We start from the raw sequence: 20,627 nt of genomic DNA, 5'->3' as shown, positions 1-20,627 counted from the left end.
CTTATTTCACGTCTCGCAATGCCGTTTTATCCACGTAAGGCTTCATGATGCCATCCGCTTCTTTTTGTGCGGCAGCGGCAGCATCCTCAACTTTTTTCGCCGGATCGTTTAACAGCGCCGCCAGCTGATTTTCCATCGCTTTGCGTACCGCGACCGTTTCATAGGTGGCGTACCACGGATGGGCATATTGCAGCTGTGAAAGCGCAATGGCCGCACGCGGATCTTTCGCCAGATAGTCTTTCATTTCCGGCAGATCGTAGGCCGCCATGCGCGGAGCGAAATAGCCGGTAAAACGGCTCCAGTTGCCGCTGACTTCCGGGCTGACCAGATAGTTCATAAATTGCCAGGCTGCTTTCTTCTGATCTTCAGAAATCCCTTTGAAGCTCACCAGACTCGCCCCGCCGATGGTCACGCCACGACGCTCTTTTTCCGGCATCATCGCCACGCCAAGCTGGAAATCTTTGGTGTTTTCACGCATAAAGCCCAGCGCACCGGTGCTCAGCATGGTCATACCCAGCTTGCCGGAGAAAAACGCGGCGCTGATCTGTTTGGAATTCAGCACGCCAGCGGGCATCACTTTGTCGCGATACACTAAGTCGCGCCAGAACTGGAGCGCGCCTTTGGTCGATGCGGTGTTGTAATACACTTCGCCCGGATAGTCAGCATTGTAATACGCCCCACCGTTGGCACGTGTCAGCGCAGACAGCATCCAGCCGCCGTAGTCGTCATTCGTGGACGGAATCATGATGCCCCACTGTCCTTTCGCTGGGTCAGTCAGTTTCTTCGCGACCGCAATCACTTCATCCCAGTTTTTCGGCGGCTCGTTAAAGCCCGCCTTCTTCAGCATGTCTTCGTTGTAATAGAGGATCGGTGTCGAGTTGTGGAACGGGATCGCGTAAGTCATGCCCATCACCTGCGCGTTCTGATGCAGCGCAGGCCAGAAGTTTTTGGTCAGGAAAGGCGTGGCTTTTTCATTACCGTATTTGAACAGCTCGTCCATCGGCAAAATTTCATCTTTGATGACCAGATCGGCGGTGAAGTTTGCCGACATAATCACCAGCGCCGGAGGATCGCCCGCTTTGGCGGCCGCTTCTGCTTTCACTTTAGTCGTATCGTAATTGCCGGTGAAGATCCCACGCACTTCAACCTGATCCTGCGATTGGTTGTACTCTTTGATGATGCGTGTCATTTCCATCGTCAGCTTGCCATCAACCGGCGCGGGAAACATAAAATCGATACTCTGCTTTGCCAACGCGGGGCCAGACATCAGTAAGGCTATCGCCAACGCCATCATACGGGGCTTACGCATTTCTTTTCTCCTGGGATAAATTACGGGCGGTTTGCCCGGAAAACCAATGACAATCCTGCGGTGAAAAATGAAGCACAATGGATGCGCCGATATCCGGCACGCCATCGCGATTTGGCCGACGGTAGCGAATATTTCCCAACGGCGTATCCACATGAATCAGATACTCCGCGCCAAACAGCTCCCGTTGTTTCACTATTCCCGACAATGACAAATCGCCGTCTGACGCGGCGTGTTCGGTAATGTGCTCAGGGCGGATCCCGAGCAGCACACTCGTTAATGAACGCGTTTCTTCACTGACGGGCAGCGCCACAGGCAATGCCTGTAACAACGCGTGACCATCGGTGCAGGACAGCGTCACGAGATTCATCGCGGGCGTGCCGATAAATCCGGCGACAAAGACGTTAGCTGGGTGCGAATACAACTGCTCCGGCGTGCCGACCTGTTGCAGTACGCCGCGATCCAGCACAGCGATTCTGTCCGCCATCGTCATCGCCTCGATCTGATCGTGCGTGACGTAAACGGTGGTTGTTTTCAACTGCCGGTGCAGATCCATAATGCCGTCCCGCACGTCGCTGCGCAGGCGGGCATCCAGATTCGACAGCGGTTCATCCATCAAAAACAAGCGCGGATCGCGCACAATCGCCCGCGCCATTGCTACACGCTGGCGCTGACCACCGGACAGTTTTCCCGGCTTGCGTTTCAGGAGTGGCTCAAGCTGGAGCAGGCTGGCAACGCGCTGCACGCGCTGTGGGTATTCCGCTTTCGGTTCACCGCGCATCCGCATCCCGAAAGTGATGTTCTGCTCGACGGTCAGGTGCGGAAACAACGCGTAGTTCTGGAAGATCATCGAGAAATTGCGCTGCTTCGGACTCCACGTCGTAATGTCGTCGTCACCCAGCAGGATTTGCCCATCGCTCACGTCTTCCAGACCGGCCAGCATACGCAGCAGCGTACTTTTGCCGCAGCCAGACGGCCCGACCAGCACCAGAAACTCACCGTCAGCGATATCCAGCGACAGCGACGCCAGCGCCTGCATGTGCTCAAAGCGTTTACTGATATTACGTAACTGAATCACGGCCATTACGCATCCACCGGACAGCTGATACGCGGATCGTAGAGGTAAGGCCCAGGGTACGAGGTGATCGACTGGCTGTAGCTCACCAGCCCGGTGACTGGCACATAGCGGTGCATGACCACGCTGGCAGGTTCTAGGTTGTAGTACGACGTATCGTCATAGTAGAAATACGGCACCTGATGGACGGTACCCGGCACGGTGGCAATAATCGCCTGCCGATGCTGCGTCATAATCAGGCGGTGCGTATGGCCGCAGAAGATCCGCGTAAGCTGCGGGAAACGTTCGATCAACGTCAGCAGTTCGTGCCCGTTTTCACAGGCGATCCGATCCATGTGCGCCGATCCTAGTGGTAGCGGTGGATGGTGCATGAAGATCGCCGTTTCGCGCGTTGAGTGATCCTGCAATTGCTGTTCCAGCCAACCCAGCGTGGATGGCGTCAGCCAACCTTTCGCCTGTCCAGCCAGACTGGTGTCGATAAACAGCAGACGCATCGGGAAGTCATCCACCGCATAGCGGATGTTTTCTGGATCATCGCCCAATTGCGGGCAAAGCGGGCGCATCGCGTTGAGGAAATGCTGCTTGTCATCATGATTGCCCGGAATCACGTACATCGGGTAATCCAGCATCTGCAACACGCGCTGTGCCACCTGATACTCCTGTGGGCTTCCGCAGTTGACGATGTCGCCACTAACCACCACCGCGTCCGGCCGCTCACTCAGCGCGTTTAGCTGGTTAATGACCTTGGCGTTTTCTCCGTTAATATCAATAAATTCATAGAGCTTGCGACCCTCACTGCGAAAATGCAGATCGGAAATCTGTGCCAGCAACATAATAACCACCTCTATCGTTATTTCGCCCGTTGGCGATTCACTTAATGCCCGAGAAGCCGAAGCTGCTCAGGAACTGCTTCTGGAACACCACAAAGGCCACCATCAGCGGCAGGCACACCAGCAGCGTACCCGCGCAGATTAATCCCCACTGCCCGCCGGACTCTGCGCCCATCGCAAACGACACCAGCCCGATGGTCAGTACCTGTTTGTCGGGATCGTTGAGCACCATCAGCGGCCAGAGATATTCGTTCCAGTGGTAGGTAATGCTGACCGTGGCGAAAGCCAGAATCGACGGCCAGGTCATCGGAATCAGGACGTGAAACACCACCTGCCACCAGCGACAGCCTTCCATCAACGCGGCTTCTTCAATCTCTTTGGCGATATTGAGAAACGCCTGACGCATCAGGAACACGCCAAACGCCGAGGCGAAATACGGCATCATCACGCCGGTCAGGGTATTGAGCAGGCCGAGCTGTTTGAGCGTCATCATGTTCGGCACCATCATGACGACGGGCATGATCATCATTTGAATCAGCAGCAGGTAGAACAGCAGCGTTTTGCCGCGGAACTCGTGATAGGCAAAGATGTAGCCCGCCGTGGTGATCGTCACCAGCTGTACCAGAAACGTGCCGACCGCAAAGATCAGCGTATTGGTGTAAAGCCGTAACCAGTCAGCGCTGTCCCACGCATCGCGGAAGTTATCGAATGTCAGCGGGAGACGCGGCAACAACGAGGCCATATCTACGCCAAAACTGCTGGTGCTGACGGAAGCAGACAGCATCCAGATAAACGGGCTGACCCACAGTAGCGCGGCGCAAATCAGCAGCAACGGCAGCGTAAACCGCGTCGTGACGCGCAGCGGATGGCGGTTGGCAACGCTGCGGTTTGCAACATGCCGAACGTTAACGCTTAAGTTCTCAACATTCGGGTGATCAACGCTCGGATTTTCAACGTTCATAGTGCGCCCCTTTCTCCAGCACTTTCAGATTCATAATGGAAAAGGCGAACAGCATCGCCAGCGTCAGGAAGGTGGCCGCAGAGGCTTTGCCCAGATCGTGCGTATCATTCGCCAGATCCTGGATGTAATAGAGCAGCACGGTTGTCGCGTTATTCGGCCCGCCGCGTGTCATGACGGCAACGTGGTCGATCTGGGTAATGGCGTAGATAAAAGCGATGGTGACCACGAAGGCGATAGTCGGTCGTAGCAGCGGCAGCGTGACGTAGAAAAATACCTGACGCCGGGAAGCTCCTTCCATCAGCGCCGCCTCGCGTGCGGAGGCAGAAACGGATTGCAGGCCGGCAAGAAAAAACAGCATGTAGTAGCCAGCGAATTTCCAGATACCGATGACGCTCACCGCCACCAGCGCGCTGTCACTCATGCCGAGATAGTTGTTGTTCATCGGGCCGAACACTTTAGCCAGATAGTAATCCAGCAGCCCCAGTCCCGGCATAAAGATGAACAACCACAGCGTCGCGGCGCTCACCAGCGGAATAATCATCGGAAAGAAGAAAGCAGTACGCAGCCAGCGGTTAACGCGCGTGTTTTCCCACAGCAGCACCGCCAACAACAGCGCCAGCAGGACACCGGGCACCACCGTCATCAGGATGTACAGCACGTTGTTCAGCAAGGCTTGCCAAAACACGGCGTCCTGTACCAGACGCACAAAATTATCCATCCCGACGAACAGCGGCGTATCAGCATTCAGCCGAGTGTCATACAGGCTATCGATGACCGAACGCAGCAGGGGGAAATAAGTGAAGGCAAGCAAAAAAACCAGCGTCGGCAACAGCACAAGATAGGGAAAGCATTTTGCACGCATAACTCAAAGGTCGCTCAGTGTGAAACACAGAGGCCTTACCCTAGAACGCTAGCGTGTCAGTGGGGCGTCAGTTTAATGACAGTTTGTTTTCGAATTGGGAAAATATGCCTGCGAATGATTTCGCAGGCCCAGAGTGAATGCCGCCAGCACCGTTAAGAGCAGTATGGCGGTGCCGATCGTTCATCATCATGAGCGGCAGAGGTTTTATACTAATAATTTGAAAAACAATGAGTTTACCTACAGATTGGCAACACCACCGTCGACCAACAATTCCGTTCCAACCACAAAGCGGGACTCGTCAGAAGCAAGAAAAACCGCCGCTTTCGCCAGTTCCCAAGGCGTTCCCATACGGCCAATCGGCACCAGCTGTCGAATTTGTTCCTGCATGGCGGACTGCTGTTCGGGAGAGAGGCCTAGCTTATCAAGCGCAGGAGTTTCAGTCGGGCCCGGGCTCAAGCCGTTAACCCGAATGCCGCGCGTCACCAACTCAGCCGACAGCGTGCGAGCCAGCGAGAGTAATCCCGCTTTACTCGCGGCGTAGGCACTGCTTTGCGGTAGGCCGATATGGGCGCTGGTCGATCCACACAGAATCACCGATGCCGGGTTGTTCAGCAGCGGCAGTAGTGCCTGAACCAGAAAGAATGGCCCTTTAAGGTTAGTCGCCATAAGCCGATCCCAGGCCGACTCGTCCCAGCCTTCTAACGGACGATGGGTGACATCGCCTGCATTGGCATACAACACGTCCAAACGTGGCCATTGCTGTGTCAGCGTCTGGGCCAGATCGTGCTGGGCACGGATATCTCCAGCATCGCAACGGATCGCCAGCGTGGAATGGCCTAACTCAGCCTGCGCACGTGCCAGCGCTTTCTCATCGCGTCCAGTGATGGCGACCGTCGCCCCTTCCGCCAGAAACTGACGTGCGGTTTCTATCCCAATACCGCTGGTGCCCCCGGTGATCAAAGCAAACTTATCTTGTAGCCGTTTCATCATGATATGTCCTGTCGTGTTGCTTGAAAAACGGCAGTATTTCATCAATAGTATACTTTTGTAAGTAGGCACCAATTGGATACTAAAGAGGGTATTGGAACCTTATGTCTGTTCACGGCCCAGTAGCAAATACGTCCCCTTCCCCACCATCTGACATTGCAGAACCGTGTCCAATGGTGAATTTCGTCAACCTCATCGCGGGCAAATGGGCGATTCCCATACTGTACCGCCTGATCGTGATCGGCGACCCCGTACGTTTCAGCGCATTACAACGCGCTATCGCCCCCATCACTCAGAAGGAACTGACACGACAGCTGCGCCTGTTCGAACAGCGAAAACTGGTGAAGCGTAAGGTGTATGCCGAAGTGCCACCGCGCGTGGAGTACCAAATCACCCCACTGGGTAAATCGCTCCAGCCAACGCTGGATTCACTGGCAGACTGGATGAGAACACACGGTAAAACATTGGCTGATGATGACTAAATTCGATGGGTCTCAGCGCAGCAGGTTATTAGAGGCTAGTAATGAAAAGGAGGAATAAAATCAGTCAATTAAGCCTCCCCTGAGTAGAGGAGGCTGGAAAAGATAATGAACAACCAAGCCGCTGATTCAACGGCCAGCGCGATTAACTACGCATAGTCGCTCATCGGCACACACGAGCAGAACAGGTTACGGTCGCCGTACACATCGTCCAGACGCTTCACGCTCGGCCAGTATTTATGTTCGCTGCCTGCTGGGAAGACTGCCAGCTCACGGCTGTACGGATGCGCCCAATCAGCCACCAGCTCTGCCTGCGTGTGCGGCGCGTTCACTAGCGGGTTGTCATCCAGCGGCCATTCGCCCTGCGCGACGCGGTTGATTTCGGCACGGATCGCCAGCATCGCATCAATAAAGCGATCGATCTCGACCTGACTCTCCGATTCCGTTGGCTCCACCATCAGCGTGCCCGCGACCGGGAACGACATGGTCGGCGCATGGAAACCGTAGTCGATCAGGCGCTTGGCGATATCCATCTCGCTAATTCCAGTACTCTCTTTAAGCGGACGAATATCCAGAATGCACTCGTGCGCCACGCGACCGTCACGGCCGGTGTAAAGCACCGGATAGGCCTGCTGCAAGCGCGTCGCGATGTAGTTGGCGTTCAGGATCGCCATCTGGCTAGCCTGTTTCAGCCCTTCCGCTCCCATCATGCGAATGTACATCCAGCTAATCGGCAGAATAGAAGCGCTGCCGAACGGTGCCGCAGAGACTGCGCCCTGCTCCGTCAGTACACCCTCAATTTTTACTACCTGATGACCCGGCACAAACGGTGCCAGATGCGCTTTCACGCCAATCGGCCCCATGCCCGGCCCGCCGCCGCCGTGCGGAATACAGAAGGTTTTATGCAGGTTCAGGTGCGACACGTCTGCGCCGATATAGCCCGGCGTGGTGATGCCAACCTGCGCGTTCATATTCGCGCCATCCAGATACACCTGACCGCCGTATTGATGCACGATCTGGCACACTTCGCGGATCGTCTCTTCATAGACGCCGTGGGTGGATGGATAGGTCACCATAATGCAGGAAAGCTGTTCGCCCGCCGCCTGCGCTTTCTCACGCAGATCGTGCAGATCGATATTGCCCTGTTTGTCACAGGCGACCACCACCACGTCCATCCCCGCCATCTGCGCTGATGCTGGGTTAGTACCGTGGGCAGAGCTAGGAATCAGGCAGAGATTACGACCAGCCTCATTGCGGCTTTCATGATAGCGACGGATCGCCAGCAGCCCCGCGTATTCACCCTGCGCACCCGAGTTGGGCTGCATGCAAATCGCGTCATAGCCCGTCAGTTGCACCAGCCAGCCTGAGAGCTGTTCGATCATCTGACGATAGCCCAGAGCCTGTTCCGGCGGGCAGAATGGATGCAATTCGGCAAATTCCGGCCAGGTAATCGGCAGCATTTCCGCCGCCGCATTGAGCTTCATGGTGCAGGAACCGAGCGGGATCATCGCCTGATTCAACGCCAGATCTTTACGTGCCAGACGGTGCAGGTAGCGCATCATCTCGGTTTCGCTGTGATAGCGGTTGAACACCGGATGCGACAGGATCGCGTCGTGGCGCACCAGTCCAGCCGGGATCGTTGCCGCTTTCTGGCCGATGGCCGCATCAAGCGCGTCGATATCCAACCCGTGATCGTCACCTAGCAGAACCGCGAACAGCGCCAGCACGTCTTCACGCGTTGTTGCTTCATCCAGCGTAATGCCTACCGCACTCGCCAAATCGCTGCGCAGGTTGATGCCAAAACTTAATGCCCGGCTCAGTACCGCGTCTTTGTCCGCGACTTCAATGGTCAACGTATCGAACCAGCTGCGATGACGCAGCAACAATCCGCCCTGCGTTAATCCTGCCGCCAGAATATCGGTCAGACGATGGATGCGCCCTGCGATACGTTTGAGCCCTTCCGGCCCGTGGAATACCGCATACATCCCCGCAATGTTGGCCAGCAACACCTGCGAGGTACAAATATTGGAGTTCGCCTTCTCGCGGCGAATGTGCTGTTCGCGCGTCTGCATCGCCATACGCAGCGCAGTATTGCCTGCCGCATCGCGCGACACGCCGATGATACGGCCCGGCATGGCACGTTTATGTTCATCACGACAGGCGAAGAACGCCGCGTGTGGCCCGCCGTAGCCCATCGGCACGCCAAAGCGCTGTGCAGAGCCGAAGACGATATCCGCGCCCTGCTTGCCCGGTGCGGTCAGCAGTACCAGCGCCATGATATCCGACGCCACGCAGGTGACGACCTTACGTGCTTTCAGCGCCGCCATCAGGTCGCTGTAATCGTGCAGTTCACCCGTTGTCCCTGCCTGTTGCAGCAACACGCCAAACACCGCATCGTCTTTCAGCGCTTCTTCCGCCTTACCGACAACAATGTCAAAACCGAAAGTTTCCGCACGGGTACGCACCACGTCCAGCGTTTGCGGGTGCACGTCGTCAGCAACGAAGAAACGTTCAGCCTGTTTGAGTTTGCTGATGCGCTTCGCCATTGCCATTGCTTCCGCCGCAGCGGTTGCTTCATCCAGCAGCGATGCGGAGGCCAAATCCAGACCGGTTAAATCCTGTGTGACCTGCTGGAAATTCAGCAGCGCTTCAAGACGCCCCTGAGAGACTTCCGGCTGATACGGCGTATAGGCGGTGTACCAGCCTGGGTTTTCCAGCAGGTTGCGTAAAATCACTGGCGGCATCAGCACCGCGCTATAGCCCATGCCGATGTAGCTTTTATAACGTTGATTGCGTCCTGCAATGGCCTTCAGCTCAGCTAACGCTTCATGTTCCGTCACCGCCTCTCCTACCGCTGGCGGGCTGGGCAATTGAATGTCCACCGGGACAATCTGGCGGATCAACGCATCCAGCGACGTAGCCCCCACCACCGACAGCATATGCTGCTGTTGGCTGACGGAAGGACCGATATGGCGCTCGATAAATGCGCCGTCATGTTCGAGTTGACTGAGTGTCTGGGTCATTACAGTACTTTCCTTGATCAATCGTGCCTGCATTAATCGTGCTGGCTGCCGCGCTGAAATACGACGCGGGCGAATAAAATAAAACGCCCCAGATTTGACAAAATCGGGGGCGCGATAACTATTCGTCGTCTTCTATCAACGCCTGATAGCCTTCGGCATCAAGCAGTTCGTCCAAATCAGATTCATCAGAAATTCTGATACGGAACAGCCAGCCGTCGGTATAAGGTGCGCTGTTGACCAGCTCAGGGGCGCTTTCCAGATCGTCGTTAACTTCTACGATCTCACCGCTGATGGGCGCATAAATATCTGACGCCGCTTTTACCGACTCCGCCACCGCGCAGTCATCGCCTGCGGCGACGACCGTGCCCACTTCCGGCAAATCGATAAAGACCATGTCACCCAGAAGTTCCTGCGCGTGTTCGGTAATACCCACGCTGTAGATACCGTCGCCCTCATGCAGCACCCATTCGTGCGACGTGGTGTATTTTAATTCTGTTGGTACGTTGCTCATTGCATCCCCTTTCCTAAAGTCGTTAATCCTGTGCGCTACCCGTCATAATTCAAGCTGCATGTGCGTTGGCAATACTCGGCTCATCGCTGAGCCTCGCCCTGACGGGCCGCCGCAAGCGGCGTTCAAATTGGCTAAGCCAATTTGTCCTCGCTCACCCCAGTCACTTACTCATGTAAGCTCCTGGGGATTCACTGCGTCGCCGCCTTCCTGCAACCCGAATTATTTAGGGTATTACATAAGAAGTTATTCAATACTGAGCGATGGCTTTTCCAGCGCGGACAAAGCCGGGTTTGGTCACGTGGACAGGCAGTTCGCGGTTACGAATCTGCACTATCGCTTGTTCACCAATCCCCACCGGAACACGCGCCAGCGCGATGCTCACGCCAAGCGTCGGCGAGAACGATCCACTAGTGATCACCCCTTCGCGCACCACGCCATCACTATCAGTAAAGCGCACAGGTAAATCATTGCGCAATACGCCTTTTTCCGTCAGCACTAAACCAACCAGTTGATCGGTCCCTTTTTCACGCTGATGTGTTAATGCTTCACGCCCGATAAACTCGCGATCCTCCGGCTGCCAGGCGATTGTCCAGCCCATATTGGCCGCCAGTGGCGAAATGCCTTCATCCATATCCTGACCGTACAGATTCATCCCCGCTTCCAGCCGCAGCGTATCGCGTGCACCCAGCCCACATGGCTTCACACCAACCGCCAGCAGTTGTTGCCAGAAATCGACCACCTGCTCATTTGGCAGCGCGATTTCATAACCGGCTTCACCTGTATAACCCGTCGTGGCGACGAAGAAGTCGCCCGCCTGCTTGCCAAAAAACGGCTTCATGCTGGCAACGGCTGCCACGTCGGCATCACTCAGGCCTTTTGCCTTCAGGATTTCTTGAACTTTTTCCTGCGCCTGCGGACCTTGCACCGCAACCAGCGCCAGATCGTCGCGCTCGCGGATTTCAACCCCGAACGGCGCAGCGTGCTGCCCGATCCAGGCGAGATCTTTTTCACGCGTCGCGGAGTTCACAACCAGTCGGAAATTGTCTTCCGTGAGAAAGTAAACGATCAGATCGTCGATGACGCCGCCGGAGGCATTCAGCATGCCGGTATACAGGGCTTTGCCCGGCTGTGTGAGCTTGGCGACATCATTCGCCAGCAGATAACGCAGGAATTCACGCGTTCTCGCACCGTGCAAATCGACGATAGTCATGTGGGAGACATCAAAAATGCCGGCTTCCCGACGCACAATATGGTGTTCGTCCAGTTGGGAGCCGTAGTGCAGTGGCATCATCCAACCATGAAAATCCACCATTTTGGCGCCATCGGCCAGATGTTGTTGGTACAACGGGGTCTGCTTTGCCATTCCTCATCCCTCTTCAGCGCATGGCGTTCAGGCGATAAAACACACTACGCAAACGATATCTTATGACTGAACTTACCACCGAAGCTCAGGTTAAACCACTCTCTCAGACATAAGATAAATTATATAGAAGACAAAGAAAGTCGAGCCGCCCACAAAAAACAAAGCAGCGTAATATGCTTATTAATTGAATAAATTAAGCACGTAAATTATTTAAATCAGCGTAAACCACAAATTAATGACATTAAAACTGGATAACATAGGCAATGACACCCAACTAAAAATACCATTCGGATTAGATAATATAATGCTAAAAACAAGCTTAAATTAGATTTTTTCAATCAAAAACCAACAGCGACTTCCAGCCTTACGCCCTCTCTTATGCTGCCGCCATCACGATTTTGTGAACCGCTTCTCGGGCGTCTTTACCTCAGTACCAGCGCACGCCAAAAGATCACATTCGTCCGAAACGAAGTTGATCCACTAACGCACATGCAACTTGAAGTATGACGAGGATTAAAGTGTAAAGAAGGATCGTCACACCGCATTACATGAATAATTAAATGACAAATTAATATTAATTAAAATGACGATCGTGATAATAGATTGGATTATAAAATTAAAACTGCTATTTATTATTAAACTAATAAAAAGAGAAAATGCAGTTAATAGTATCTGACTGCTAATTGCATAAATCCAGATGCTCATCTAGATTTTAAATGTGATTCACCCTGTTAAAAATCATATAGGATAAAAGCTATGCAAAAAAACATTAATACATTATTGCAACGTTCTATCGCTGCATCGGCATTTCTATTTTTGACGTTTACTGCCGACAATGCGTTCGCGGCGGATGTCAAAGGAAAATTCAACAAAGGTGGCGTGGAGTTTACTTACGCAGAGCAAAAATATGGTACTAACCGTGGAATTCGTATCATGGCGGTTACACGTGATCAAACCTACAAATTCACCCCCAACCCGCATGATGACCCCTGGTATAATAAAAACCAAGAAAAGTTTTACCGAACTGCGGCTGAAGCGTTAGCTGATAGTTATTTAGCATCGCAACAGAAAATTTTTCCACGATATGGATTCAAATCAATAATTAACAAGATTGAGTACACTTACGGAGAAAGATAGTACGCTATTTAATAACGATTGAATGAGCTCGTTTTCATAAAATACAGAAAAATATTAGTCCTAACATGAATACTTTCCTGGATGTTACACTTGTACTGTCTGTCCAGATTCTTCTGGGCAGACAGTGTAAGTCTGCATTAATAAAAAACCAAATTCATTCCCTACCGTTCGAAAAATTTATCGTCTTTTCCTTTTTAAGGATGTTGGTAAGCTCGCACCATGTTGTACCCTCTATTTTTGGAAAAAAGATAAAATAATGGTTTCAAACCGCCAGCTTACCTTGTCTTATTACAATATTAATAGATACCAGAGTACAGACGCGATCCTGGCATATCAGATCAGCACGCTAATATTCAGATTCTCCATCAGCCAATGGTTATCGGAATAATCAACGGGGATGGCAATCACCGCAGGGCCGTCGACGTCCATTGCCTGACGGAGTTTGCTGACCAGTTCATCAGCAGATTCAACGGCAAACCCTTTCGCGCCGAATGCTTCCGCATACGCTTTGAAGTCAATCGGCCCAAACGACACGCCCGCCGGACGATGGTATTTGTGCCGCTGCTGGATTTCTACCATGTTGTAGCCGTTATCTACCCAGATGATATGCAGAAGATTGCTTTTCAGGCGCACCGCCGTTTCCAGCTCCATACTGGACTGCATAAACCCGCCGTCGCCGGAAACAGACACCACTTTTTTTCCGGGCTGCACCAGCGATGCGGCGATTGCCCACGGTAGCGCCACGCCCATCGTCTGCTGTCCGTTGGTCATCAGGATCTGTCGCGCCCGGAAGCTATACAGGTAACGCGCCAGCCAGATATGGAAACTCCCCATATCCACACACAGCGTGACATCCTCATTCACGATATCCTGCATCGCCCGCACCAGACGCAAAGGGTGGATCGCAAATCCTGCCATGTTGATGGCGCGCGTACTGAGATCGTGGCGCTGGCGCTGACGATCCCGCAACACGGACTGTGTATCAGCAGACAAGATAAACGGTTCGCTGATGCACGCATTCAGCGTGTCCACCGTCATTGCGATATTCCCAAGCAGCTCGATATCAGGACGATAAGCGCTGTCGATCTCCGCTCGCAGCACATCGATGTGGATCAGCGTCGCCTTGCCGCTATTCCATAACACCGGATCGTACTCAATCGGGCTGTAACCTACGGTAACGATCACATCCGCCTGTTGCAGCAGCTTATCGCCAGCCTGATTGTTGAATAATCCGACACGTCCGGCAAAGTGATCGAACTGCTGCTGATCGATCACACCAGCCGCCTGATACGTGCTGGTCACGGGCAGTTTGCTATGGTGAAGGAAACGACGCAGTGCCTGCGCATTTTCCTGCTGGCTGGCCATTAACCCGAGCAGCAGCACCGGATTTTTAGCCTGCCGCAGCCGTTTGGCCGCTTCAGCAATATCGCTATGCGGCGCGCCGTTTAGCAACGGCAAGTTCGGACACGCCAGCACCGGGCTAATCACCGGTTCATTGACGATATCCTGCGGCAGGCTGACAAACGCCGCCCCCGGACGCCCACTCTCTGCCGCCCGAAAAGCATTCGCCAACACTTCCGATATGGCGGAAGAAGCCGTGATTTCCGCGCTGAATTTACTGACTGGCTGAAACAGGCTGACGGTGTCCAGACTCTGGTGCGTCAGCTTAAGTTTATCTGCCCGCTTAACCGCCCCGCCTAGCGCCACGACCGCATCACCCTCTGCGGTCGCTGTTGCCAGTCCGGTGACGAGGTTGGAACAGCCAGGGCCGGATGTCACCAGCGTCACCCCCGCTTTCCCCGTGAGGCGCCCTATCGCCGCCGCCATAAACGCGCCGTTCGCCTCATGCCGAACTGGGATCGTTTGGATCGTCGAGTCTTCCAGCTCATCAAACACACGATCAATTTTTGCGCCGGGAATACCAAAAATATGCTTCACGCCCTGCGCTTCCAGGTGTTTTACAATCAGCTCGGCTCCGCTACTCCAGCTTTGCTGTTCGGTGGACTTTTCCATGACATGACTCCGATGAAATGACTAGCTCTCTACTGACTGGATTACGCTGTTGAGGTTTTCTGAGGACAGATCGGCATTGAGAAACTCCCGATCCTGAGGCAGATCGATGATCAGTTTGGCAATAACACCAAACGTCAGCGTGCCGTGCTCGACGTCATAATTCAGAATATGGCCGCCGCCCTGGCGATCGTCAGTAATGAAATGTTCGTGGTAACCCGCGACATTAATTCCCTGAGTGTAAGCTGGACTACGAAAACCAATAACGCTGCCGCTACGGTGTTCAAAATGAAATGTTGGTTGCCCTTCAACCGCTTCCTGCATCGGTTTATAGGGTCGGCACTGTCGGGGGACGGTACGCGTTTCAATGCAGCGAAAACGCCCATCAATCCGCAAGGCACAGAACAGATTGTCCGTTCCCACGATCTCATCGATCTGGTGATGTACGTCTTCACGCGAAGTCCAGCGATCAAAATGGATCGTTTCCGTCGGGCGAAAGAACGTCATGACCGCAAACGGCGTTTTCTGCTCCGGCTTCGCCGCCCGTGCACTGCCGTCGGATAACAGCTGGAAAATCTGGCTATTCAAGGCAACCAGTTCCCCGTCCAAACTATTAAATGTTCCTAATCCAAAGTCACCATGCTCCAGTAATTCAGCCATCGTTCGGCTGCCTTCGTATACGCCATTTATTAGTCCACTCATTAATGAGGTTTGATAAATAACGCTGTCTGCATGCTGTCGCCGAAAATCATGGGCGTAGCTAGCAAAGGCTTCTTCACAGGATTTTTCACTGACATTCGTTTTCATACCGTCCTTCTCATCGCACCAATTACTTAAATACCGCTAATATTTAGATAAAGATTGACGTGTGAGAGAACAAAATTCCAATATGCAATTAAGGTCATTTCAAGATCGGAAACATATGGAGTCACGTAAATGGAGCTACGTTATCTGCGCTATTTTGTCGCCGTTGCACAAACTAAGCATTTCACGCGTGCGGCGGAAAATCTGGGGATGTCACAGCCGCCTCTCAGCCAGCAGATCAAGAAATTCGAGCAGGAGATCGGTACGCCGCTGTTCAAGCGACTGACGCGCGGCGTAGAAATGACGGAGGCGGGACAAGCGCTGTATGAAGATGCACGTCAGATTTTGCAGCTTACCGATTCGGCCATCGCGCGGACAAGGAGCATTGCGCGAGGTGAGAAAGGTAGCTTGAACGTAGGGTTTTCGCCGTCGGCCATGTTCCACCCGACCGTGCTTGCGCTACTGCATCGTTATTATCAGCGGCATCCACACGTTCAGCCGCTGCCAAAGGAGGAAAATCCGGCCGCGCTCATCACTGCGCTGCAAGAACGCAATATCGACATCGCCTTTCTGCGCCTACCCTGCGATCTTAGTGATGATATTAACGGGGAGATTTTGGCTGAAGAGCCGATGAAATTGGTGTTACCCGCAGGGCATGCGCTGAGCCATAAAGCGCAGATCTCACTTAGCGAGCTGCGTCAGGAACCGCTGATTATTTTCCCACGCGAGGTGTGTCCAGGGCTACACGACATGATAATCCGCACTTGCTATCTGTCAGGCTATGGCCCCAGACCCAGCCCATTTGCTCCGCAGTTAACGGCCACCATCGGGATGGTCGCCGCAGGCTTCGGCATCACGCTTGTGCCGGAATCTCTCGCCTGTATTAAGGCGGATAATGTGACCTATCATGATATCGGCATGCCCGAAATCCATACACAAATTGCGGCTATCTGGCGCAAACATGAACGATCGGCGGTTATCGTGAATATGATTCACCTGATACGCCAGCATTTGAAAAGTCAGTATCCCGATTAACAAAATTAGGCATAAAATTCCAACAATCTGCTCGTCAAAAACTAGTAATTGATATAAATTCACATATGATATTAGTTATCATTATCATTTTTGACGGGTGGAAAAATGCTGACAGCAATGATCACAGCCTGCGGGCTATGGGGTGTGAGCTGGTGTATGGGGAAGCATCTGTCCAGCGCCTGGGGCGTGTTGCTGCCTTGTGCCATCATGCCGCTATTGGCGCTGCTCAACCTGAACCTGACGCACCTAAAAGTGATTATCGCCATCGCCCTGCTGGCGACGCTTGTCATGCTGTTTCATCAACGTTTGCGCCACTATTTACTGCTGCCATCCTGCATTGCGCTAGCTGGCGGTTTGGCGGCGCTGTCCGTCACGTTTAATCTAACGACGCTGTAAATGTATGTGGATGTAGATCAGTAAACGAGAAAGAGTACACAACCCAGAATGATAAATGATCGCGAAAAAGCGGCATAGCCAGAAACGGGGGAAAAGAGAATAAACGGGGAAGAAAATCAGGAAGATACAGAGGGAATCTGTGGTGCGAAGAGAGGGACTTGAACCCTCACGTCCGTAAGGACACTAACACCTGAAGCTAGCGCGTCTACCAATTCCGCCACCTTCGCACTGAGAATGTTGTTTGTCTTATACAATAAATCTATCACGACATGGTGCGAAGAGAGGGACTTGAACCCTCACGTCCGTAAGAACACTAACACCTGAAGCTAGCGCGTCTACCAATTCCGCCACCTTCGCAATTCTGTCATGTAATAACTATGTCATGCGACACTGATTTACTGCTTCGGTTCGACAAACCAGAACCGTGTAGTGATGTTGGTGCGAAGAGAGGGACTTGAACCCTCACGTCCGTAAGAACACTAACACCTGAAGCTAGCGCGTCTACCAATTCCGCCACCTTCGCAACACTGCTTTACGCAATATCACTACGGGGCCGAATTCTAGAGGTTTTCACGTTCACGTCAATGATTATTTCCTCTGGAATGCGGGGTTTGCTGCAAAAATCATCATCTCGCTGCGGCGTTGCGCGTAAAGAGCTCATCGAGCCATTCAATGAACACACGAATCCGTGGCGCGAGAAAACGACCGGGCGCATACATCACATAAAGCGGCATCGCGGGCGGCGGCATTTCCGGCAGGATCTCCACCAGTTCCCCACTTTCCAGAAATGGGCGCAGGCCGCGACGCGGTGCCTGAATAATCCCCAATCCGGCACGCGCGCTGGCGATGTAGGCATCGGTGCCGTTAACCTGCAACACACCGGGCAGCATGCGCGTAATGCACTCATCACCCGACATAAATTCCAGCGGATAACGGAATTCGGTACTCAGAGAGAAATAGCCGACCATCTGATGCCCCGACAGCTCATCAAGCGAACGCGGCACACCGTAGCGCGCCAGATAGTCGGCCGACGCACAGGTTACCTGCGGCATTGACGGCAAATGGCGGGTTGCCAGCGTTTCGTCGTCCGTCTGCCAGGCGCGCAGCACACAGTCGACGCCTTCACGCAGCACATTAATCGCCGCATCATTGGCGCTCAGCATTAGCGTTACCTGCGGATAACGCGCGTAGAACTCGCCCAGCGCCGGAACGACAATTTCCCGCGCCAGCGAGTGCGGCATATCCACCCGCACTTTACCAACGGGTTGCTGCTTTTGCTGCGTGAACAGCGTGTCGATCTCTTCTATTTCTGCGAGCAATTGCAGGCAGCGCTCATAATAAACACGCCCTTCGTCGGTGATCTGCACCTGACGAGTCGTACGTTGCAACAAACGAACCCCCAGCCGTGCTTCAAGCTGTTTGATAGTGTTGCTCACCGTCGCGCGCGGCAGCGTCAGTCGCTCAGCCGCGCGGCTGAAGCTGCCCAGTTCGACAATACGCACAAAAACCCGCATCGCCTGAATGTGATCCATTGCCGCCACCATTGTTGGTTATTTTTGAATAGTGTTGCATAAAAATCGGTATTTATCTTTGTTGGATAAACAACCAAACTGCTTTCACTGCCAACGACATGAGGAAGATGACAATGCAACAGCGCAAATTAGGTGCGAACGGCCCGCAGGTTTCGGCTATTGGGCTAGGCTGCATGGGAATGAGTGATTTCTACTCCACCGCGCAGGATGAAAAAGAATCCATTGCCACGTTGCATCGCGCATTGGAGCTGGGCGTCACGCTGCTGGATACCGCCGATATGTATGGCCCCCACACCAATGAGCTGCTGCTCGGCAAAGCCATAAAAGGCAAACGCGAACAGGTCTTTCTGGCAACCAAATTCGGCATCATCCGCGATCCGGCAAACCCCAACGCACGCGGCGTCTGTGGTAAACCTGACTACATCCGACGTTCGGTGGAAGGCAGCCTGACGCGGCTCGGGACGGACGTTATCGATCTTTACTATCAGCACCGCATCGACCCGACGGTTCCCATTGAAGAGACGGTCGGCACGCTGGCAGAGCTGGTTCAGGAAGGTAAGATTCGCTACATCGGCCTGAGTGAAGCCTCCGCCACCACGCTAGAACGTGCGCACCGCGTGCACCCCATTACAGCGTTACAGAGCGAATACTCACTGTGGACGCGCGATATGGAAGCCGAGATTCTGCCCACCTGTGAGCGTCTTGGTATCGGCTTTGTGCCTTACAGCCCGCTCGGCCGTGGTTTCCTAACCGGCGCGATTCGCAGCCCGGACGATCTGGCTGCCGACGATTTCCGTCGTACCAATCCACGCTTCTCGGGGGAAAATTTCGGCAAAAATCTGCAACTGGTAGAGAAAATTAACCAACTGGCGCAGGAAAAACAGGTTACGCCATCACAGCTTGCGCTGGCATGGGTATTGGCACAGGGTGAACATATCGTGCCGATTCCGGGCACCAAACGCCGCCGCTATCTGGAAGAGAACGTCGCAGCGCTGGATGTCACGCTGACGAAAAAGGAACTGGCCGCCATTGATGCTATTTTCCCACCCGATGCCGCAGCAGGTGAACGCTACGGCAAGGAGAGTATGGCGGCACTGAATCAATAGAATTACCGACGACGACCTTTGCTTCCTGTGCGCGGCGGACGACCAACGGTGGCCTGATACACCTTGAAACGTCCAGTCTGCGCCAGCACTTCATGGCTACCAAAAGCGGCATCTAACAGCGCCGGATAAGGCAGGAAGGCGTTAGCGACGATGCGTAACTGCCCGCCAATCGGTAGATGGGTCACCGCACCACGAATCAGCATTTCCGCGGCTTGCAGGCTGGTCTGTAAGCCGTCATGGAACGGCGGATTAGACACGATCATATCGAAGCGGCCGTCGATGTCTGAGTAAACATTGCTCGCAATCACGCTGCCTTCTAACGCATTCGCCGTCAGCGTTGCCTTGCTGGATTCGACAGCGGCTGCACTGACATCGCTCAACGTCAGGCGGATTTTCGGCGACTGTTTCGCCAGTACTGATGCCAGCACGCCCGCACCGCAGGCGATATCCAGCACTTTGCCTTTCATGTGCGGCTCAAACGTAGACAGCAGCAGTCGGCTGCCCGGATCCAGATCATCACGACTAAAGACACCCGGAAGCGTTTTGACGGTCACGCCGCCCGTCACATACTCGTCCCACCACTCATCCAGCGTGAAGCTGGCCTGCTTGTCAATCCGACCGTGGTAAAGCCCGCAGCGACGTGCGCTATCGATTTTTGCCAGCTCAACGAAGTCAGACAGCACAATTTCAGCACTACGCACACCGCTGCGGTTTTCTCCAACAACGAAGATTTCCGTACCGACTGGCATCAGAGACAGCAGGTTACGCAGTTGGAATTCCGCTTCCTGTTTGCTCTTCGGCCAGTAATAAATCAGCGTGTCGCTATCCGCCACCAGCGCCGCATCCGCTACCAGACCATATTGAGCGTTATCCCCAAGTGGCTTTGCCATCTGTTGCCAGTGGTGGTATTGGTTGCAATGGACACGCACTGACGCCGCCTCAAATTGCGCGGGCAGGGTATCCTGCAAATCACCGGCAAACAGAACTCGGCGTGAAAGAAATTCGTCACTATGGCGCAGTATGACTTCACTGGCGGGGGTTAATGCGGACATCAGGGTACGGCTCCTTAATCATTGAGCGGGGGATTATATACGCTTCGTCCCCGAAGTTGCAGAGCGGAGAGGAAATAACCGCACCGACGTTGGCGCAGTCTGACGGGGTTTGTTAGCATAGGCACGGATCATTTTCTCGCACGCCAGACAGGATAACG

Annotated in this window: 18 protein-coding genes and 3 tRNA genes; 5 read left to right on the top strand and 16 right to left on the bottom strand. The window is 53.7% G+C overall.

The features are described from left to right. Position 1 precedes the first annotated feature (1 nt). From EIP93_RS03895 to EIP93_RS03870, 6 genes are all read right to left on the bottom strand, one after another. Positions 2-1,309, bottom strand: a complete 1,308-nt coding sequence (locus EIP93_RS03895; RefSeq protein WP_125232298.1) for an ABC transporter substrate-binding protein — start codon at positions 1,307-1,309, stop codon at positions 2-4. Further along, the gene (locus EIP93_RS03890; protein WP_125232297.1) at positions 1,302-2,390 is read right to left on the bottom strand and encodes an ABC transporter ATP-binding protein; all 1,089 of its coding nucleotides are present in this window, start codon (positions 2,388-2,390) and stop codon (positions 1,302-1,304) included. The genes EIP93_RS03895 and EIP93_RS03890 overlap by 8 nt, the downstream gene beginning before the upstream one ends. After that, the gene (locus tag EIP93_RS03885) at positions 2,390-3,214 is read right to left on the bottom strand and encodes a phosphodiesterase (RefSeq protein WP_125232296.1); all 825 of its coding nucleotides are present in this window, start codon (positions 3,212-3,214) and stop codon (positions 2,390-2,392) included. Before EIP93_RS03885 ends, EIP93_RS03890 begins: the two co-directional genes overlap by 1 nt. A 37-nt stretch (positions 3,215-3,251) precedes the next feature. Then, positions 3,252-4,172 (bottom strand): carbohydrate ABC transporter permease, encoded by a 921-nt coding sequence (locus EIP93_RS03880; RefSeq protein ID WP_103971798.1) that lies wholly within the window; start codon positions 4,170-4,172, stop codon positions 3,252-3,254. Then, entirely contained in the window at positions 4,162-5,034 is an 873-nt protein-coding gene (locus EIP93_RS03875) for a carbohydrate ABC transporter permease (RefSeq protein WP_103971799.1), read from the bottom strand. Before EIP93_RS03875 ends, EIP93_RS03880 begins: the two co-directional genes overlap by 11 nt. A 237-nt stretch (positions 5,035-5,271) precedes the next feature. Continuing rightward, complete coding sequence (locus tag EIP93_RS03870) at positions 5,272-6,021, bottom strand: SDR family oxidoreductase (RefSeq protein ID WP_103861696.1); 750 nt, start codon at positions 6,019-6,021, stop codon at positions 5,272-5,274. Positions 6,022-6,125: 104 nt separating this feature from the next. Between EIP93_RS03870 and EIP93_RS03865 the strand changes: the two genes are divergently transcribed. Then, complete coding sequence (locus tag EIP93_RS03865; RefSeq protein WP_125232295.1) at positions 6,126-6,503, top strand: winged helix-turn-helix transcriptional regulator; 378 nt, start codon at positions 6,126-6,128, stop codon at positions 6,501-6,503. A 146-nt stretch (positions 6,504-6,649) separates the two neighbouring features. Here the strand turns inward: EIP93_RS03865 and gcvP are convergent, their stop codons facing one another. The 3 genes from gcvP to gcvT all read right to left on the bottom strand — a co-directional run bounded on the left by gcvP (position 6,650) and on the right by gcvT (position 11,397). After that, positions 6,650-9,523: an aminomethyl-transferring glycine dehydrogenase gene (gene gcvP / locus EIP93_RS03860; RefSeq protein WP_125232294.1), complete on the bottom strand. Its 2,874-nt coding sequence runs from the start codon at positions 9,521-9,523 to the stop codon at positions 6,650-6,652. A 118-nt stretch (positions 9,524-9,641) separates the two neighbouring features. After that, the gene (gene gcvH, locus EIP93_RS03855) at positions 9,642-10,034 is read right to left on the bottom strand and encodes a glycine cleavage system protein GcvH (protein ID WP_116586156.1); all 393 of its coding nucleotides are present in this window, start codon (positions 10,032-10,034) and stop codon (positions 9,642-9,644) included. Between the two features lie 247 nt (positions 10,035-10,281). Beyond that, the gene (gene gcvT, locus EIP93_RS03850) at positions 10,282-11,397 is read right to left on the bottom strand and encodes a glycine cleavage system aminomethyltransferase GcvT (RefSeq protein ID WP_125232293.1); all 1,116 of its coding nucleotides are present in this window, start codon (positions 11,395-11,397) and stop codon (positions 10,282-10,284) included. Positions 11,398-12,153: 756 nt separating this feature from the next. Here gcvT and EIP93_RS03845 point away from each other — a divergent pair. Continuing rightward, positions 12,154-12,534: a hypothetical protein gene (locus tag EIP93_RS03845; RefSeq protein WP_125232292.1), complete on the top strand. Its 381-nt coding sequence runs from the start codon at positions 12,154-12,156 to the stop codon at positions 12,532-12,534. 333 nt (positions 12,535-12,867) lie between these two features. Here EIP93_RS03845 and alsS read toward each other — a convergent pair whose 3' ends face one another. After that, a complete protein-coding gene (gene alsS / locus EIP93_RS03840; protein WP_103861415.1) occupies positions 12,868-14,547 on the bottom strand; it encodes an acetolactate synthase AlsS in 1,680 nt (559 codons plus the stop codon). A gap of 21 nt (positions 14,548-14,568) precedes the next feature. Then, positions 14,569-15,351 carry an acetolactate decarboxylase gene (gene budA / locus EIP93_RS03835; RefSeq protein ID WP_103861416.1) on the bottom strand — a complete coding sequence of 261 codons (783 nt, stop codon included), beginning with the start codon at positions 15,349-15,351 and terminating at the stop codon, positions 14,569-14,571. Between the two features lie 129 nt (positions 15,352-15,480). Here budA and EIP93_RS03830 point away from each other — a divergent pair, with 129 nt between their 5' ends. Further along, on the top strand, positions 15,481-16,383 hold the full coding sequence (locus tag EIP93_RS03830; protein WP_125232291.1) for a LysR family transcriptional regulator: 903 nt from the start codon (positions 15,481-15,483) through the stop codon (positions 16,381-16,383). 105 nt (positions 16,384-16,488) lie between these two features. Beyond that, positions 16,489-16,779, top strand: coding sequence for a DUF1435 domain-containing protein (locus EIP93_RS03825; RefSeq protein WP_029369019.1), 291 nt, complete (start codon positions 16,489-16,491; stop codon positions 16,777-16,779). 140 nt (positions 16,780-16,919) lie between these two features. Here the strand turns inward: EIP93_RS03825 and EIP93_RS03820 are convergent. The 4 genes from EIP93_RS03820 to EIP93_RS03805 form a co-directional block, all read right to left on the bottom strand. Next, positions 16,920-17,006 (bottom strand) — tRNA-Leu (locus tag EIP93_RS03820). A gap of 43 nt (positions 17,007-17,049) precedes the next feature. Beyond that, positions 17,050-17,136 (bottom strand) — tRNA-Leu (locus tag EIP93_RS03815). Between the two features lie 79 nt (positions 17,137-17,215). Next, positions 17,216-17,302: transfer RNA gene (locus tag EIP93_RS03810), tRNA-Leu, on the bottom strand. A gap of 103 nt (positions 17,303-17,405) precedes the next feature. After that, positions 17,406-18,311, bottom strand: coding sequence for a LysR family transcriptional regulator (locus EIP93_RS03805; RefSeq protein ID WP_103941912.1), 906 nt, complete (start codon positions 18,309-18,311; stop codon positions 17,406-17,408). Between the two features lie 113 nt (positions 18,312-18,424). Here EIP93_RS03805 and EIP93_RS03800 point away from each other — a divergent pair, with 113 nt between their 5' ends. After that, positions 18,425-19,417, top strand: a complete 993-nt coding sequence (locus EIP93_RS03800; protein ID WP_103941914.1) for an aldo/keto reductase — start codon at positions 18,425-18,427, stop codon at positions 19,415-19,417. A gap of 2 nt (positions 19,418-19,419) precedes the next feature. Here the strand turns inward: EIP93_RS03800 and rsmC are convergent, their stop codons facing one another. Continuing rightward, positions 19,420-20,469 carry a 16S rRNA (guanine(1207)-N(2))-methyltransferase RsmC gene (rsmC, locus tag EIP93_RS03795; RefSeq protein ID WP_044203970.1) on the bottom strand — a complete coding sequence of 350 codons (1,050 nt, stop codon included), beginning with the start codon at positions 20,467-20,469 and terminating at the stop codon, positions 19,420-19,422. Positions 20,470-20,627 lie beyond the last annotated feature (158 nt).

Source organism: Pectobacterium versatile (assembly GCF_003932035.1).
Classification (GTDB): Bacteria; Pseudomonadota; Gammaproteobacteria; order Enterobacterales; family Enterobacteriaceae; genus Pectobacterium; species Pectobacterium versatile.
The sequence above is the reverse complement of the archived record's forward strand: the minus strand, read 5'-3'. Positions and strand labels throughout refer to the sequence as shown.